The sequence below is a fragment of the Bacteroides muris (ex Afrizal et al. 2022) genome, from assembly GCF_004793475.1.
In the GTDB taxonomy this organism is placed as follows: Bacteria; Bacteroidota; Bacteroidia; order Bacteroidales; family Bacteroidaceae; genus Bacteroides; species Bacteroides muris.
The window spans coordinates 14,339-30,183 of the sequence record NZ_SRYZ01000043.1; the positions used below are offsets into that span (position 1 = coordinate 14,339).

The following is a 15,845-nucleotide window of genomic DNA, read 5'->3' on the forward strand; positions in this document are numbered from 1 at the left end:
CACAGTATTTCCTATATCGGTGATTCCTTGACCGATTTTCTTGGAATCGTTACCACCCTTTTTTATGGCTTCTATCCCTTTCTCCAAGTCAGAGACGAAAGCCTGCCACGGTGATTTGCCTTTAAGTTCATCCTTTAACCCTTTGATTGCGTCTGTAACATCCTTGATGGATATTTCCCCTTTTTCTATCCCTTCAATGTCTTTATCGGTAAAGCCCATTCCTTTCAAATCAGCAATAGAAATGTCTTTATCAGTACCGGACATGTACTTGACAAGGGTTTCGTATTTGTCAATGATGGACTGAATAGCGGAAACGGACTTATTGCTGGCATCTTCAAAGAGGTCTGCCATCGCCTTTGTGGAGTGACCGAACTGTTCATCAAGCTGTTCAAGAGCCTTGTTCTTTTGGGCTACCTTGGAAGCGTACTCCGGGCTGTCGGTTTGCAGTTTGGCTATCTCGTCATTGTACTTCTGAATAAGATTTTTGCGCTTTTCCTGGTAGTTGCCGAACTCAATGAAATACTCCTGCCATGCTTTTTTGTCGGCTTCAAGTTTGGCTTTACTTGTTGAATCAATATCGCTTTCTCTTTTTTTAGCGGCATTAGAAGCCCATGTGCCAAGTTTCTCCTCTTGTTTATCTGTCAGTTTTCCACCTTGCTCCGTTTCCCAATCCTTGCGCTGTTTTTTAATAGCATCCAGTTCTTTTTGATAGTCCAAGTCAATCTGAGCCAGCTTCTTTTCAGTGCCATCCTCCATGAGGTTGATTTCATCCTGCTGGTTTTTCCGACGAATGGAAAAGAGTTGTTCGGTAAGCAGTTCTTGCTGTTTGAGTTGCTTGGCGGCTGCTTTCTTGGCTTGATTTTCCTGCTTAGTCAACGAGCTTCCAGTGATGCCACCTAAATCTTTATAGGCTTTCTCTTTTGATAGCATATCTTCACGGGCCTTTTTTACCTGTTCCGATGTTGCTTGTTGGTCTTTTAAAAGAACTTCATAACCTTTCTTTGCCTTTTCCCAATCGGATTTGGCTTTCGCAAGGTCTTGCTGGTAGGTTGAGGTTTTACGTGACTTTAACTCCGATTCAAGTATATCTATTCTACTTTGCAATTCAGATTCAGTAGTCGCACCTTTCAAAGAACCAATGCCTACATTCAAAGAATACCACTTATTATTCTTTCTTGCTTGTTGAAGGCGCTTCATTTCATTCAGTTCTGACTTTATCTGAATATCAGTATTTTTCTTTAAATCAAGTTGCCATTGAGCGAGTTCATCTGAGCGGACTTCTTTTTGATAACTTGTGAAAATGTTTTTTTCTTCATCCAACTTTGATTTCAAAGTAGATAAAGTTTCATTCCTATATTTGTCAGCAAGTTCTTTCTCTGATTCATTCAAACTGTTTTTATGAAAATTCGGGTCTTCTCCGAACCTTTTCCATAATCCGATAACCTGTTCGTATTCACCAATTAGTTTTTTAGAGTTGTTGTAATTAATTTTATTCTCTTCTACGTTCCTCTTTCCAGCTTCCTCATTGTATTCTTTCCATAAAGCTATCAAGTCTCTAATATGTCCTTTTTCATCTATGTATTTTTGGAAGAGAGCGGGATATTCATTCTTTATTGCATCCATTGCCTTCACCCTATCCATAGAAGAGGTATATTCATTTTGAAGGGTGGAAATCAATTCTTCAAGCCTTTGTTTATGTTCTTGCTCTTTTTTAATAGACTGTTTCTTTTGCTCGTCAAATCTTTTTTGCGCTTTCTCCGCCGCGGTTGTCGAATCGTGGAAAGCCCACATTGCAGCACCAAGCCCAATAACGGCAGTAGCCAACAAAACATAAGGATTAGTAAGCATTGCAGCGTTTAAAGCTAACTGCGCTTTTCGTGCCAATAAACGGGCATTGGTAAGTCCAATCTCCACAAGGGTATGCTTACTTTCAGCAGCAGTAACAAGCATCACTGCGGTCCGGTATGTACCATAAGTAACCACTAATCCAGCCAAGACCTTCCCTACTGTTTCATAATTCTGAATCAACGAAGTTGTCATTTGAATACCGTCCATGATAACACTTTCCGACTTAGTTCCCAATTCGTTAAACACGGAATTCAAAGCATCCTGCATCATAGACAACTGACCATTGATAGTCTTTGAAGCATTCTCAGACATATTGTAGAACTTACCGCCTGCCGATGTGGCATCTATAAACGCCTGCTGTACCATTTCAGCGGAAACAACACCTTTGGACATTTCATCTTTGAGTGTAGCAATAGACTTTCCTGTCTTTTCGGAAATAATCTGTAACGGGTTGAATCCAGCGTTTATCATTTGATTCAGATCCTGCCCCATAAGTTTACCCGCTGCTGACATCTGTGAAAATGCCAAAGTCAGCGAATTGAACTTACTGGATTCTCCCATAGAAATATCACTAATGGCTTTCAAGTATTTGATAGTGTCTTCTGCTTGTATGTTAAATCCAAGCATCATCTTTTCTGCTCCAACCATATCTGACATAGTAAGTGGAGAAATCTTAGCCAGCTCCTTGATTTGCGGAATCAGTCGCCCTGCTATATCTTCTCCAACCATAGTCTCAATAGCGGTCTGCATAGATTGAAATTCGCCACGCACACGAATCATTTCAGAACCTAATGCCTTTAATACTCCGGCGCCACCAATAACTGCCAGCGCTTTCTTCCAAGATATAGCGATACCTTCGTTAGTTTCTACTACTTGTTTCCCATCATTCTTATAAAGTGTATATTCATCCCGGAGTTTCTTTACGGAAAGACGCGCTTCGGCTTGCTGTTGGGTGAGGTTGAATAAAGCATCCCGTTCTTTACCGAGCGCTCTTTCTTGTTTGCTGATGTGATTAAGCAGTTCTTTATCTTCCCCACCTCTTGAAACGATGTTCTTATATAACTCCTTATTTTTACGAATAGTTGTTTGAAGAGAACCTATGGCATTCTTTTGAGCGATAATCTTCTCTGTGAACCCATTTACAGATTGGGAAGCATCGAAGATTTTCCTTTTGAATCCCGTTTCCATCTCCGCTCCAGCTTTGGCTGCATTAGTCACCAACTCATCCAATCTTTGATTAGATGCAGCAAGTTGGACATTTAAAGCCTTGAAAGCAGCAGGAGACTGCGTGCCATCCATGCTCATTAACTCTTGTTTTAACTTCGCAATTTCATTACGGAGCCTTACAACTTCTTCCCAGTCACTACCTACCTTAAAATATAATTTCGCCATATCTATTTCTTTTTCCTACGATTAGCCAATTCCTTACCACTGATTCTATTCACTTTTTGACCACCATATACTGCGTGTAATTTATCCCGTTGCATCATCAGCAAATTCCGATAAGGGATAACCTCAAACACTTCTGTATAACTCAGATGAAGCGTGTCAATCAAATGGGCTATCTGCCCGAAGAACGTTGCGTTTCCTACTGTTTCGGTCTTGCTGCCAGCATCGACACGTTCCTCATCGAGCTGACACACTGAAAAGCCGAAATATCCATCATAGAGAAACAGACTTCCAAGGCATCTTTGACTTCTTCAAAAGTGCCGTTCTCCAATTCTTTGACCAAACTATCATTCCCGCAGATGAAGCATGAAATACCTTTCAGCATATCTTCAGTAGCTTTAGGAAGCTCTTTAATAGCCTCCATGATATTATCTCCTCGCAGGGCGATATTGGAAAAATGATGAATGGCACGACAGATAACTTTAATTGTAGGCGGTTTGATGGTATAAACGATTCCACCTATCCCTACATTTTTAAAATCCAGCCCTAATAGGGCATCAGAAACCGTTTTTGCTGCTTGATTATTCATAACATTAAATTAAAAAGGCGGTGAGCAACCACCCACCGCCATCTGAAAACAATCCTTTTACTGAAAAATTATCAACCTTCCGGCACTACAACTTCCGATTCGTCAAACCACTTTTCGGAAGCCAATCCATCTACACCTGTGGAAAGGGGAACGGCCGAAACAGCCAATCCGACAGCCTTATCGGTATTAGAGCCACGGGCATTGATAGCCGCTTTCGGAAACACAACATAAACTCCGTCTTTGGTTTTACCAATCACACATTTATGAATAGGCTTATACTTGCCTCTTTCCCAATTCTTTTCTGTGGCTTTACCACCTTGTAAATCAGCCTTTGTAGCATAATCATACTCACCAATGGTGAAGTTGATTTTCACCTCACCCGGTTCAGACGTTTCCCGGTAGTACTCACCAGTCAAAGCGTTTTTGTAACGAGTTACACTTGCCTCTGCTTCTTCGTATTGATACGTGTCACCATGCACATTCTTGACCCGCTTCGTTGCTGCGTTTTTCAAGATGGTGGCTACTTCTGCGCCTGTTAATCCGGCAGCTGGAGTAGTAACCGTTTTAATCGGTTCTGCATAATACAGTTCGTCAATTTCTACTGCTGTAATCATATCATTTTACATTTAATACATTAAACAAAATTCTCACATTCACATAATGACACTTCAAAGCTGTGTCCGCTTCTGTACCGATAGAATCAATAGAGTAACGATATGTCATACCATCATAGGTGCTTACTACATCATCAAACAGCTTGCCAGCCTTTCTTTCAAGTTCGTTAAGCCGGATTGTGTTCGCTTCATTCTCGCTTAAATTGGGTACACATAGATTCACTTCTGCGAAAGATTTCTTCCAATACTTTCCCGGCTGTTGTTTCTTTGTGTGGATAACGATTCTTTCAGAGGTCAATTCACCCGTCAGCGTTTCTCCTGCTGGCACTATGCCTATCCCGAAAGCCTTGCAATCCCGGTAGAGGATGTTTCCTATGTCGGTGGTTACTATCATACTATCAAATATTGGACGTTTTCGTCATATTCGAGAAATACGTGACAAACCAAATCTCCAAGTTGAACCGTTCCGGCAAATCTTTTTCCAGCCAAATCTGCATCTGATACGTGTTGCCCCGTTCCGTACATATAAATATCCACAAAGCACAATTCTTTCTGATATTCATCTACGATAGCCCACAAGCAAACAGTACCTCGTTGTACTTGAACAGACAATATCCTCGCCCCGATAGGCAGACATAGTTTTGAATGGTCTGCAACAATCAATTCATACTTGAATATTCTTTTCATTTTTCAAATTCTTCTTTTAACCGTTTCTCCGCATATAAAGCAGCACTACTCAAAACATCATACCCTTTAGATTCTACGAATGATGCGTATTCCGCTTCGTTTTTCAGCGTCAAACCGTCTTTATCGACATCGTAATCATTGGACGTTCTCAAAGTGAGTGTATGGTCTTGATAATCGCCATTTTCCTCTGCGTACTTCACGGCTTCAGCGCCCACATCAATCATCTTCTTTTCGACCTCCCATTCTCCTTCATCGAAGAAATCTTCTACATCTGAGAAATCAAAATCTACTCCAACCATATCTGTCTATAAGGAAAATAGTTTGTTTCAAAAGGACTTTTAGCAATGCCTTCGCCCCTTATACTTCCATCTGGATTCAAACACCGGACTTCCGTACCAGCTTCAACCTTTGACAGCTTATCAAAGACTACCTTGTACTGGAAATCATACAAAACGCCATTGATAGATACTTTCTTTTCCGCACTCACATCATCACAACGGCATCTGCATATATCCTGCCAGCTCTCACCACCTGTGCCGGGAATAGGTCTGCCGAACTCATCCTTATCCATCGGGGTGATAACCTTAACCTGCAATATGTGTGGAGCGAATATCATAAGAAAGTCACTTTAGGTTTGTTACTCAGTTCGTCTTTCAAGCCGTACTGCTTACACAGAAATGAATAGTAATCCTTAATGCCTTGAATGTTCCAAGACATAGAAAAACCGCCTTCACTGATTGAAGTGGCGCGAAGCAAAAGAGAGGGGATGAACTTCGCAATTGCTACAGAGACACGGACACAGCAATGCTCATTCATCTCATCCTCTCCGCTTATCTTCGAGGTAAGACACATATCCAAAATGTCAGCCTCCGATACCTGAATGCCGAATATCTGAAACTTCTGTTGTATGTAGTCGTTTACCGTCATCTTAATATGGTGTAATCAGTGTACTATATGCTGTATGGCTATAATGTGTGCAATACTTCGACTTATAGACGTACCGGAACGGGCATTTAGGAACTGAATCTGTTTCCTTTGCATTGCCGTAATAGTTACTGTTTGCTTCACCGGACTATCCACAACCATAAATATTGGCTGCGGAGTGATCAACACAACACAATCAACAGAAGATGCTTCAAAAGTGATACACTGAATGTCTGGCAAACCAACATCAACAGATGGATTCACATACTCACACTTGGGAGATTCCACACTTGATGCCTGCACGTCCAACGAGACCAAAGACATCATCAAAAAGCCACACATGGCAAAAATAAAATTCTTCATTTCTTTTCTGGTTTATAAAATTAGACAATGGAAGGGTAGAAACACTACCCTATCCTTACTCGATACCTAATGCTTCTTTCAGCTTGGCAGTTGATTCTTCATCCAGTTCTGAGACCTTAGCCAAAAGAGTTTCTTCTTTCATATTGCCGGAAGCCTGCACGCCGATGGACTTCAAAGCATCAATCAAAGCCTTCTTCTCAAACTCCTTTTCAAAGAGGGAAATTTTCACCTCTTTCTTTTCTTCAGGGGCTTTCACTTCGGGATTTTTTACCTCAATCCGTTCAGCGAGTCTGCGGCTTTCCATATCCAGCACACGGGCTTCCTCACCGACTTCAATCACTTCACCGGGAGTATAATACTTTCCGGTGAACTTGTCGCGGAAAACTGATATAACCTTTACTTTCATATCCTACCCCCTTATGCTGATTGAATGGATGCAATTTCGCTCAAATCGAAATTGGTAATCAAATCTGGATTGGAAATCTGCGGAATCCACTCTGCCGTATATTCCATGTAGCGACCGTTTTTGTCACGGTAGTTGGAGATAAGCATCTGCCCCTCTGACGGGATATAAGTACGTCCTTGTACTGGGTCTGTCGCTTCATACGGGGTATGATGGCGCATATAACCAATGTTGTCAGAAGGTAACAGAGTAATACGGTTATCCGCGTAAATCTGCACATTCTTTCCCGTCTGGTCTTTCACGTAGTCCTCCTTGATTTCAATACGCGGCAAACCGATGCCGGTGAACACTTCGGAAGCCAAAGAAGAGGAAACCAGTCCCGTACTCAACTTCATTTCGTTGCTGCCGAGAATCATCTTGTACTGCTCACCAAATTCGGATGAACCAAGAATAAGCTTGTTGAAAGATGCACGAGTCATAACCATCTTGGCATAAACGCCATAGTCCGGTGCCAAGGAATGGAGTTTCTCTCTCAAATAAGAGATGAACATATTCTTTCCGTCCACAACCACATCGCCACTTGTCGGCTTGATAAAGTTGAACGGAAGAGCAATCTCCAACAGTTTATTATTGGTCTGACCGGAAGTGATTGCAGCATCCTTATTGTAAACGGTAGCTTCACCGGTCATAAGTAATGCACCGATAATAATATCCATACGCTTGTGAGCGGCAAGGGTAATCTGACGGTAGTCGTCTGCCAGGAAGTTTACAATCTCTTCCATTGCAGCCTTTTGGTCGGCTGGCTTAGCTGCATTGAACTTGTCAATCAAATCCTGCAATTCGGAAAGACGGTCAATAGACATCTGATAAGCATCACCCAAATAGGCAATCTCACCATATCCGGAACCGATATTCCTGCGTTCACGAATGGGCTTTTCTCCAAAACGCGAATTGATGGAGCCAGCCATAACTCCGGTTACAGAACCGATATAGTCTTTGAACACACGAGTAGTCACTCTACGGAAAGTAAGATACTGTTGCCAATAGATTGTGTCCTTGCGTGTCTGGTTCACACGTCTGATGATAGCGGAAACAATGTTCGCATCATCGAATAATGTTTGAATCGTTAAAAACATATCCTACCTCCTTACTCGTTAAACTCAAACCATCCCTTCATGTTGGCTTTATCGTTCTCAGAGAACGGCATAACCAATTTTGAGGGTTCAATTTCTGCGGCTGTACGAAGCAATGAAACCAATGTGATTCCGTCCTCAACCTTTGTACGGTTAAACAGAGCCGAATTAGCCACATACTTTTGCTTTAAACCATCAACTGCAACCGCCTCAAAGAGTACCGTATCTCTGGCTATGTCCTCACCAAAAGCAGCCTTGATAGTCAATACATCATACACTTTGTTGGTCTTGTCAATAGCCGTTACTTCCGCACCTTTCGTACCACTTCCGATGAACATACCCGCGTATGCCAAAGAGTTCTTGGCTACCTTAATGGACAATGCAGTATCACCGGTTGCGTATGCTTCCACTACTTCCACATTGATTACCGCATAAGCGAACTTGTTTTTCAAGTCCGCACAAATCGGTGTAAATCCGGGAAGAAAACTTCCCACGACCAGGTTCTGCGTGTCGAGTTTGAACGGACCACGTCTACGAATACCGGTCTGGACATCGTAGCGTTCCTCTTGCTCAACGGGCGGAACCAAGTCATACTTAAATCCTGCTGACATAATTAATTCTTGTTTTGTTCAACAATAGTTTTCGTTCCCTCGTCAATCATCTTAGCGATAGATTCAGATTCTTTCTCAATCTTCTCTTCTGCCGTTTCGGGAGGGGTTACGCCCTTGAAGCCGTCATTTGCGAACTCCTGCTTCAAGTCCTTGAAATATGCGTCCAAGTCCTCATCGTCCTTGATGGCGCATCGTTTGGCGTAGTTTTCGGGAATACCATACTCCTTTGCCTTTGCCATAATCTGCTCCTGCCGGGTAGCTTGTAACTTCTCTGTCTCGAATTGAGCGAGCTTATCAGAAAGAGGTTTAACGGCTGCACTCACTGCGTTAGCAATAATAGCCGCCATGTCGTCCGTCTTATCTTCCAGCTTCGGATTAGGGTTAGGATTGGGATTAGGATTCTCAATTGACTTACCGTCTTTAAGGTTATGTTTCTTCTCGTAGTTGGAAACTGCGGTCTTGGAAGCATCCCCGGCACGGAAATCACCATAGGAATTTAGCACGTCCGAGAAGCTGATACCCTCAACAATGGAGTTTACCTTTGTCTCGTCCGTTACACCCTCTGCCTTCTTAGTGGCAATTCGGGTTAAGATAGCAGTGTCCACCCCAGTAAACTTCTGTTGCAGCCCTGCCAAGATTTGTTCTAAGATTGTCATACCGTATGAATTTGATTTATAAATTTCTACGGTAAATTTCGTTATTAATAAAGAAGGTGAGAAATAATCAGATAGGTGATACACGACAATGAAACGATTGTCGTAAAATGGTATAAAAAAGGCGTGAAACCGAATGGAATCACGCCTAAATAAAGTATTGTAACTTATGCCGGTACAGCCATTAATTCACGCCCTACTGAACGTATTGTTTCTATAATATCTTCAAAACGTTTCTTAGACGGCTTCTTTGTTCCGCTTACATATTGAGCAAACAAACTCTGAGAAATACCTAAACGTCGTGCTATGGCAGCAGCATTCAATTCAGGATGAGCTATAAATAAATCATAAAGAGGATTAGATTTCCTTTCCCGAAAGAATCCCTCAAAACTCAAATCTTCATCAAGCTCTCTCCAATGTATTCCGTCATGGCTCGTTGTGAAATTTGCGCGCTGCGCAGGAGTAGCCCATTTCAGCCTTTGGAAATCTGAAAACTTCTCACATGCCTCCTTCCCGTCAGTGGTACGTATCCATACCTCCGTATCAGTCAACCATACCTTTTCAACTATGATATTTTCCATAACCACTTATTTTGATTTATTAAAAAATTTATTCCAATGCTCTGCTATTACTTCTTGATTTTCTTCTATAACTGATTCTACAAGTTTCAGTTCAGATGACTTCAAGCCATTATTTTTGATTAATGTAACTGGAAATAAAGTGAATTTAGCACTTACATCCCCTTTGATTACATGAACATGTATAGGCTCATGGTCATTAGCGTAAAACATAAAACGAAAACCAAATAAAATAAATATCGTTGGCATACCTTTCTCTATTGATTACCCTACAAATATAGGTAATTATTTAATTACCTACAACTATTCAAGCAAAAAATTAGCGGCAATTCTTTGATGTTGCCGCTAAATATTCTATTTTTCTTGTACTAAAATTATAATCCCTATAATTTTTCTGACTAAGAGGCATTTTTCTGTCCCTTATTTCCGATTTGCTCATTCTTTGCCGCTTGCTCCTCCTTGATTTCTGCAAGCTCCTCTTCTACCCTATCAGCATTCCCGGCAAACATGATACCTTCACGGGTTGACCAAATTCCACCACTGACAGCGGAAACGGCAGTAGTCACCTTATCATTCAAATCATCAATCATATATGGAACCAGTTCTGTTTCTATGTCAATGGTCTGCGATGCCTTGCTAAACTCGGTTGGATTGATAGAGCCTAAAGCGGAAACAATGAAATTTACTCTCCGCTGTAAAAACTCGCCGATAACCTCACCGTGATTTTCTACCGCCATGTGTGCACCCATGAACATAAAGCGGAAAGCGGTTCCTGATGCTTTGCCTACCCCCTTCAACGTCTCAAAGGATATTCTTGGAGTGTTTGACATATCATAAGCCATATTGGTGAGTGTTTCTGCTTCAAAACGTACCGTATCCGGAACTTGGTTCCACGTCAGATACTGGGCATCCGCACCTTCACCTGTAAGTTTGACCATTCTATCCTTAACCTTACCCATGAAACCCTCCACGTCACCGATAAGTTTCAATAAAGGGAAGAAATGATAATCGATGCAATCTGCATAATTGGATAATAATTTCTCCAACCGAACCCGAAAAGCCTTTATCTTTTTGCAATAAGGTTCAGGACGGTAGGCATAGAGAACCGGTAATTTGGGGAATCCATGAGCAAAAGGAGTTCTTTCTTCATATCCTTTAGATAAATCCCATTGATAAACCATTTTGTCCGTAATAGCCATAAAACAGGTGACCTCCGAATCATCCATGAGCTTCTTTTTATACTCACGTGAGAAAGCAATCATTTTACCTTCATCGTTAAAGAACGGGTATAGTTTATCACCTCTGAATGGAGACCATAACACGCTTTTCAGTTTCTTGGTGGGCTTGACCTTGCCACCGAACGTAGTCTTAACTTTCTTCCAAAACTTTGCCCAAAACGAATCATCATCGGTAACATACCAATATTCTGCCGCTTCTTGTTCGGAGAGCCAGGCACGGACAATCTTCTTGTTTTGGTATTTGATTTTGTTGGATTTAAATACAGCCTTTACCGCATCCAGCAGCTTCTTTTCATCATCATCAGTCGGAGTGCAATCCATAGACGGTTCTGTGCCGACCGTGAAAGCAGTTTGAATATTCACTATATCCTGTTCCAATGGAATGGAAATACGGTTCACCGGTTCAGTCTTATACTTTGCTTCGATTTCATAAGTCTTACCAGTTTTTTCATCGAAGTGTTTCTCAGCTTCTTTTTCAAGAACCTTTCTGTCCGGATACTTCTTTTTGTCAACCATAATTTCATGGCGTTCCGGATTCCAATCGTCCCAAAGTTTACAACAGTCGGGAAGTTCAGTCTTCCTACCTTTCTTCAGGTAGTTTATCTTCTGCCCGATATCGGGCAATGCTAATATTTCTTCTAAATTCAATGGCATAGCTTATATTTTTAGTGTGTGAATATTCCAGTTAAATCTTTCGGCTTCAAAATGCGTCCAAGCAAACAACCCAATACATAATATCTAATGGCATCCATCAAATGATTATATTCATCTACTGGCTCATTGATGTAGTTTCCATCCTTATCTTTATCCCAAACATATTTCCGAAGTTCAGTAATAATATTGTAAGAGCGTTCTGTTACAAAGAACTCCATGTCTTTAATCTTATCAATACCCGCTTTGATGGAGCCGGGAAACTTATCTACCGGACAGATATTCACGCCTCTGTTCTTTATCTCTTGAATCAATCGAGGGTCTTGCGAATCGGCAAAAACTTTCATAGAGAAAGGCTTTAACCTATTGGCAATAGCCGACGAAAGCATATCCGTTTCATAGAAAAGTTCATCAACATACAAACGGTTATCAATAATGCCACATCTTACAGCAGCGGAAGGATCATTAGTAAAGCCGAAGTCCTGCCCTATTCCTACCTTTTTGCATTCCTGCGGGAACTCTTTCACAATTCCCCACTTCTTGAACACAGCACCTTCTGCAACGTCAGCCCACCGGCCGATAACCACATGACCATACTTTTCAGGATTACTCACCTTTATATCCTCTACCTCTTTTAGAAACTCCGGTGAAAGATTCTCCAAATTATCAAAGTAAGTCGTATGAATGTGGAGCACATTCGGATGAGTGGAAATCTGAACCTGCACACCATCAATCTCTACCAGCTTGTGAGTTTTCTCAATGTATTTCTTGTAGATGAAGTGATTGGAATCGCAAGGATTCATAATGATGATAATCCGGTTCTGAATCCCTTTCTTACGGATGGAGAGCATTATCTTGTCGAACTCATCTTCGCTTGTCCACTCTTCCGCTTCATCGCAGACGAAAGTCGTAATGCCTTGAATGGATTTCAGTTTTGCTGTCTGGTTCCCGGAAGAAGTCTTGATACCCCGGAACATGATACGGCTCTTAGTCATCTTATTGACTATGTCCGTCTTTGTGGTCTTGAAATATTTCGTGGTACCGTCCAAATCTATCTTCTCCATCATTTCGGGGATGATAGACATACCGGCAGAAACCATCGTGTAACGGGTGTAAAGAATCTGATGAACTATCTTCTCTACGGGAGTCATTTCAAAAGTCAACCGCTCAATAAAGGTAGAAGCATTGAAAGACTTTCCGCTACCACGCCCACCGGTGATAAGAATTATAAATTTTTCCTTATCCTCATATAATGGATGGTAAATTTCTTGAGGTACTATCATTTCAGCTTGTCTTTAATCCAGGAATCAATGTTGATGCCGTGCTCTATGTCTGTTGGAATATCAGCATCTTCTGATTCTTCCCCAAAACCTTCGCTTTTCCCTAATGTAGAAAGTAAATAACGAATCATATAGCCGTCTGGACGTTCACGCCAACCCACGAAATTTCCATCTTTATCCTTTTCAGGAATACCCAATGCAAGAACACGGGCAGAAACCAAACATTCATCAACCAACGCCCCGCGCTCATCTGATATAGCATCTTTAAATTCAACATCTTCTTTCGCCCATTGATATACAGTTTTCCGAGCTACTTTAAACGTAGCCGCAACCTTAGTCAGATTTCCACCAGATTTGCGGAGAATCTTTCTAAAATCTTCTATATTAGGTTTCTTAGCCATATCCTTGTGTACGTGCGCGCGTATTTGTTACTTTCGTCACTTAATCAATTTTAATACATCTTCCCCTTTTACAAACTTGTCATCTGTGCTGATACCAAGCAAATCGCAAAAATCCTCTTTAGCGTTGTAAGAAGAAAAAGACAATGTAATATAAGCTTCTTCGTTTTGCTGTCTTTCTATTGACAATTCTCTTACTTGCTGTTTAATGGCTTTCATGTGCTCTTTCTTTTCATCATAAGTCTTCTCATCCGCAGAGGGAGTTTCAATTTCGTCAAATGATGGCAGAGGGGACAATAAATCATCCACAAAATCTAACTGAGATGGCATTTCTGTGTTTATGGAAAGAATATCATTCAATTCCCCAATGTCCAAGCCGACATTCGTATAATCTATATCAGAAATGTAGCCAGCTATAAGGTCTATATCCGGCTTTGTATTTCCTACAGCCATATATGTAAGCTGTTCCTTCTCAGCCTTATCGTCAAGAGCTACGACTTCAACCTTTACATCATAATCCGTTTTAGATGTACCATCGTATTTGTAGTGCAGGTCCATTGCCTTAATCCTTCGATGCCCGTCAATCAGATTCCTCGATTTTTCATTCCATACAATACCACCAAGAAAACCAATTTTCTGCAAATTTTTCTTTTGCAGCTTTACTTTCTCGTCCGAATGCCTTTTAGGGTTAATCGGATTAAGATTTATTTGAGAGCGTTTTATAATTCTTGTTTCACTTTGTTTTAGCTCTTTCATAGTCATATTCAAATAATTTCCGTTCTACCAATGGATATTCATTTATAACTTTTTGTAAATCAAATGGATATTTAGAACGAAGAAATAACAAGTAATTAATATCCGTTATGTCAGTGCCGGATGATTGATGTTTTCCTCCATATGATTCGGGTTTGATTAGACCTTTTCGACTAATGTACTCCAATACATCTTTGTTCCGATATTCAGATAAGGGATAACACTTCTTTTGCACTTCGTTAATACCGTTCAACTTATATGTACGTAACATTAAACGTCTATTCATTGAATCAGACTGCTTAAATCCAAAGAAGGCTCATTCGATATTATATTTCTCCCTTATAATATCCGTAAGTTGAGCCATATTGTATAGTTTCTGCTTCTCGTTCTTAATACATCCTAAGTAACCAATACGCCTAAATGAATAGACCGCAAAGTGAGGTATCTGAATGTACTTCACGTTTGGATATTTACTGCAAGCATAATTTATATAACGATTGATATGAGACAAGTCTTTTATAACATACATATAGGCGCAAACGACCTCTTTGAAATAAGGTGATATTAGGTCCAAAAGGGCTATACTGTCCTTGCCCGATGCCGAGTGAAACAATATAACCCTATCAGCCTTTAAAGCAACTTCTTTAATTATATCTATTGCTTTATCCATCATTAAACAACTCTACCGCCTACCCTACGATTAATTCTTGCTCGCTGAGCTGCATTTCGCCCCATAGATTGAAATCGTCCGGCTTCATAATCTTTTCGGGTACGATACTTTTGACCACTTGCATCTGTTGCATACGTTTCTGGCATAATCTTTAATTTTAAATTAAACAATCCTTTTACTAAATAAACAAAGCCACCCAAGTGGCTTATATTATTTCAAACCTGAATGGCTTATGATTTCACAAATATGTAAGTAGTAAAATAATGGCAACTCTTTCGGTGGATTCTTCTTGAACTCTTTTAATTGTTCATCAAAATCATGGAAATCAAATTCATCATGCATGAACTTAATACCTTCTTCTGTCACTTCACCTATACCTATCTCGTCAATTGCTACATCAAGTGTCCACGGTGCACCGGTACTATAAAAATGAATAGCTTCTATATCCGTTCTCAAAATAGACTGACATTCATCTTCACGCCCAGCCTTTCTCAATTTTTCATTTTCCTCAATCTGATTGAAGTCCGTGAACATTTTCTCATATTTAGAGCTGAGCATACGAGTTTCTATACACTTTTTACCGTTCAGAATATCTAAAGCGTTGTTTCTATTCATTACAAGCGAATACGCTTCTATCTCTTGACCTTTATAATTAATCTTCATACTATTCTATCATCTTTAAATTTATACTATAAAAAAGATAGTACCCCAAAGGTACTACCACAACCAAAGATAACGAAATATCTTCAATCGTTATACACGACAATCGGCTTATTGTCGTGAACTAAGCCATTTATCCCGTCTTTCTCTGCATGCCTCTAAGGTAGGCGCACAACAAGCAAAAAGTTCACCGCTATCAGTACGGTAGTCGTACTGGTACATTCTCACTCTTTTTCCTCTCAACCTGGTGTTGTAGGTACAATAATTCTCTTTACCGGGTTGGCATACGCTGCAACCGTTTTCATTTATTGAGTTCATAATCACTATATTTAATGTTTTGCATTCAATCATTAGTGTCCCATAAAAAATAGGGACTAGTTAAACATTAAATAAATTTGGCCCA

Annotated in this window: 22 protein-coding genes and 1 pseudogene; all 23 read right to left on the reverse strand. The window is 40.5% G+C overall.

The window, feature by feature from the left end; all coding sequences use genetic code 11:
• Positions 1-1,682: 1,682 nt before the first annotated feature.
• A pseudogene (locus E5355_RS20395) lies at positions 1,683-3,240 on the reverse strand (tape measure protein); the annotation flags it as partial.
• 2 nt (positions 3,241-3,242) lie between these two features.
• Entirely contained in the window at positions 3,243-3,491 is a 249-nt protein-coding gene (locus tag E5355_RS14905) for a hypothetical protein (RefSeq protein ID WP_227212647.1), read from the reverse strand.
• Positions 3,437-3,826, reverse strand: coding sequence for a hypothetical protein (locus E5355_RS14910; protein ID WP_005837066.1), 390 nt, complete (start codon positions 3,824-3,826; stop codon positions 3,437-3,439). The genes E5355_RS14905 and E5355_RS14910 overlap by 55 nt, the downstream gene beginning before the upstream one ends.
• Positions 3,827-3,897: 71 nt before the next feature.
• Entirely contained in the window at positions 3,898-4,440 is a 543-nt protein-coding gene (locus E5355_RS14915) for a hypothetical protein (protein ID WP_005837065.1), read from the reverse strand.
• A 1-nt stretch (position 4,441) separates the two neighbouring features.
• Complete coding sequence (locus tag E5355_RS14920) at positions 4,442-4,834, reverse strand: hypothetical protein (protein ID WP_118940819.1); 393 nt, start codon at positions 4,832-4,834, stop codon at positions 4,442-4,444.
• Complete coding sequence (locus tag E5355_RS14925) at positions 4,831-5,127, reverse strand: DUF7352 domain-containing protein (protein WP_009038459.1); 297 nt, start codon at positions 5,125-5,127, stop codon at positions 4,831-4,833. The genes E5355_RS14920 and E5355_RS14925 overlap by 4 nt, the downstream gene beginning before the upstream one ends.
• Positions 5,124-5,426: a hypothetical protein gene (locus E5355_RS14930; RefSeq protein WP_136010971.1), complete on the reverse strand. Its 303-nt coding sequence runs from the start codon at positions 5,424-5,426 to the stop codon at positions 5,124-5,126. The genes E5355_RS14925 and E5355_RS14930 overlap by 4 nt, the downstream gene beginning before the upstream one ends.
• Positions 5,414-5,743 carry a hypothetical protein gene (locus E5355_RS14935; RefSeq protein WP_136010972.1) on the reverse strand — a complete coding sequence of 110 codons (330 nt, stop codon included), beginning with the start codon at positions 5,741-5,743 and terminating at the stop codon, positions 5,414-5,416. The genes E5355_RS14930 and E5355_RS14935 overlap by 13 nt, the downstream gene beginning before the upstream one ends.
• Positions 5,740-6,054: a DUF6706 family protein gene (locus tag E5355_RS14940; protein WP_118132152.1), complete on the reverse strand. Its 315-nt coding sequence runs from the start codon at positions 6,052-6,054 to the stop codon at positions 5,740-5,742. Before E5355_RS14940 ends, E5355_RS14935 begins: the two co-directional genes overlap by 4 nt.
• 15 nt (positions 6,055-6,069) lie before the next feature.
• Complete coding sequence (locus tag E5355_RS14945) at positions 6,070-6,414, reverse strand: hypothetical protein (RefSeq protein ID WP_246866972.1); 345 nt, start codon at positions 6,412-6,414, stop codon at positions 6,070-6,072.
• Between the two features lie 55 nt (positions 6,415-6,469).
• Positions 6,470-6,820 carry a hypothetical protein gene (locus E5355_RS14950; RefSeq protein WP_136010973.1) on the reverse strand — a complete coding sequence of 117 codons (351 nt, stop codon included), beginning with the start codon at positions 6,818-6,820 and terminating at the stop codon, positions 6,470-6,472.
• 11 nt (positions 6,821-6,831) lie between these two features.
• Positions 6,832-7,953, reverse strand: coding sequence for a hypothetical protein (locus E5355_RS14955; RefSeq protein ID WP_136010974.1), 1,122 nt, complete (start codon positions 7,951-7,953; stop codon positions 6,832-6,834).
• An 11-nt stretch (positions 7,954-7,964) separates the two neighbouring features.
• A complete protein-coding gene (locus E5355_RS14960) occupies positions 7,965-8,561 on the reverse strand; it encodes a head fiber protein (RefSeq protein WP_136010975.1) in 597 nt (198 codons plus the stop codon).
• Between the two features lie 2 nt (positions 8,562-8,563).
• Positions 8,564-9,217, reverse strand: coding sequence for a hypothetical protein (locus E5355_RS14965; RefSeq protein ID WP_005837051.1), 654 nt, complete (start codon positions 9,215-9,217; stop codon positions 8,564-8,566).
• A gap of 164 nt (positions 9,218-9,381) precedes the next feature.
• On the reverse strand, positions 9,382-9,795 hold the full coding sequence (locus E5355_RS14970; protein ID WP_005837049.1) for a DUF2442 domain-containing protein: 414 nt from the start codon (positions 9,793-9,795) through the stop codon (positions 9,382-9,384).
• A 6-nt stretch (positions 9,796-9,801) separates the two neighbouring features.
• The gene (locus E5355_RS14975) at positions 9,802-10,041 is read right to left on the reverse strand and encodes a DUF4160 domain-containing protein (RefSeq protein ID WP_005824559.1); all 240 of its coding nucleotides are present in this window, start codon (positions 10,039-10,041) and stop codon (positions 9,802-9,804) included.
• Positions 10,042-10,190: 149 nt separating this feature from the next.
• Entirely contained in the window at positions 10,191-11,684 is a 1,494-nt protein-coding gene (locus E5355_RS14980) for a phage portal protein (RefSeq protein ID WP_136010976.1), read from the reverse strand.
• Positions 11,685-11,695: 11 nt separating this feature from the next.
• The gene (locus tag E5355_RS14985) at positions 11,696-12,964 is read right to left on the reverse strand and encodes a PBSX family phage terminase large subunit (RefSeq protein WP_136010977.1); all 1,269 of its coding nucleotides are present in this window, start codon (positions 12,962-12,964) and stop codon (positions 11,696-11,698) included.
• On the reverse strand, positions 12,961-13,362 hold the full coding sequence (locus tag E5355_RS14990; RefSeq protein WP_117880693.1) for a hypothetical protein: 402 nt from the start codon (positions 13,360-13,362) through the stop codon (positions 12,961-12,963). Before E5355_RS14990 ends, E5355_RS14985 begins: the two co-directional genes overlap by 4 nt.
• A gap of 36 nt (positions 13,363-13,398) precedes the next feature.
• Positions 13,399-14,115 carry a ParB N-terminal domain-containing protein gene (locus tag E5355_RS14995; protein WP_117880694.1) on the reverse strand — a complete coding sequence of 239 codons (717 nt, stop codon included), beginning with the start codon at positions 14,113-14,115 and terminating at the stop codon, positions 13,399-13,401.
• Positions 14,093-14,398, reverse strand: a complete 306-nt coding sequence (locus E5355_RS20015) for a hypothetical protein (RefSeq protein WP_246866973.1) — start codon at positions 14,396-14,398, stop codon at positions 14,093-14,095. The genes E5355_RS14995 and E5355_RS20015 overlap by 23 nt, the downstream gene beginning before the upstream one ends.
• 594 nt (positions 14,399-14,992) lie before the next feature.
• A complete protein-coding gene (locus tag E5355_RS15010) occupies positions 14,993-15,445 on the reverse strand; it encodes a hypothetical protein (protein ID WP_117880698.1) in 453 nt (150 codons plus the stop codon).
• A 108-nt stretch (positions 15,446-15,553) separates the two neighbouring features.
• Positions 15,554-15,760, reverse strand: a complete 207-nt coding sequence (locus E5355_RS15015; protein ID WP_118940814.1) for a DUF3873 family protein — start codon at positions 15,758-15,760, stop codon at positions 15,554-15,556.
• Between the last annotated feature and the right edge of the window lie 85 nt (positions 15,761-15,845).